The organism is Priestia sp. P5_B4 (genome assembly GCF_056400385.1).
The window spans coordinates 1-549 of sequence record NZ_JBFULJ010001502.1 but is presented as its reverse complement, the minus strand read 5'-3'; the positions used below and the strand labels follow the sequence as shown (position 1 = coordinate 549).

The window sequence follows — 549 nt, the reverse complement described above, 5'->3', positions numbered from 1 at the left end:
GAACAAATAAGTAAGGTAAGATTCTAATTCGAATTGATCATCTTCAACAAAATCATCTAACGCAGACTTACTTTCCTCTCCCATCTTTAGTCCCTCCAATTTAAGTTTTTCACTTTATTTTGCATGATGACCATGATTCTTGTTTTGACCCATTTTTCTTAGAACAAAGCTTACAATTAACACCAGAATGATTGCTCCAATAATGGCTGGAATGATGGCAAAACCACCGATAACTGGTCCCCAACTTCCCAGGATCAGACCACCTAACCAAGAACCAATAAAACCAGCGATAATATTACCAATAATGCCTCCAGGAACGTCACGTCCTGTAATTAAACCGGCAAGCCAACCGATAATTCCACCTACAATTAGCATCCATAGAATTTCCATAAATCACTCTCTCCTTTTGAAATAGTTAGTTGACTTTACCCCCGACTAAAACTCATTAATCCTGTTATTTTTTTCCTCTATAAGTTTTTTCTCTTGATGTCATAAGATTATGTAGTTTTGCTTGCCCTTTATTTTTGTTCTCTTGGACAACATCAAATG

1 protein-coding gene is annotated in these 549 nt (G+C 36.2%); it reads right to left on the bottom strand.

Annotated features, from left to right (window positions below):
* Positions 1-114: 114 nt before the first annotated feature.
* Positions 115-390 carry a GlsB/YeaQ/YmgE family stress response membrane protein gene (locus AC1DRF_RS31855; RefSeq protein ID WP_128820027.1) on the bottom strand — a complete coding sequence of 92 codons (276 nt, stop codon included), beginning with the start codon at positions 388-390 and terminating at the stop codon, positions 115-117.
* Positions 391-549: the final 159 nt, after the last annotated feature.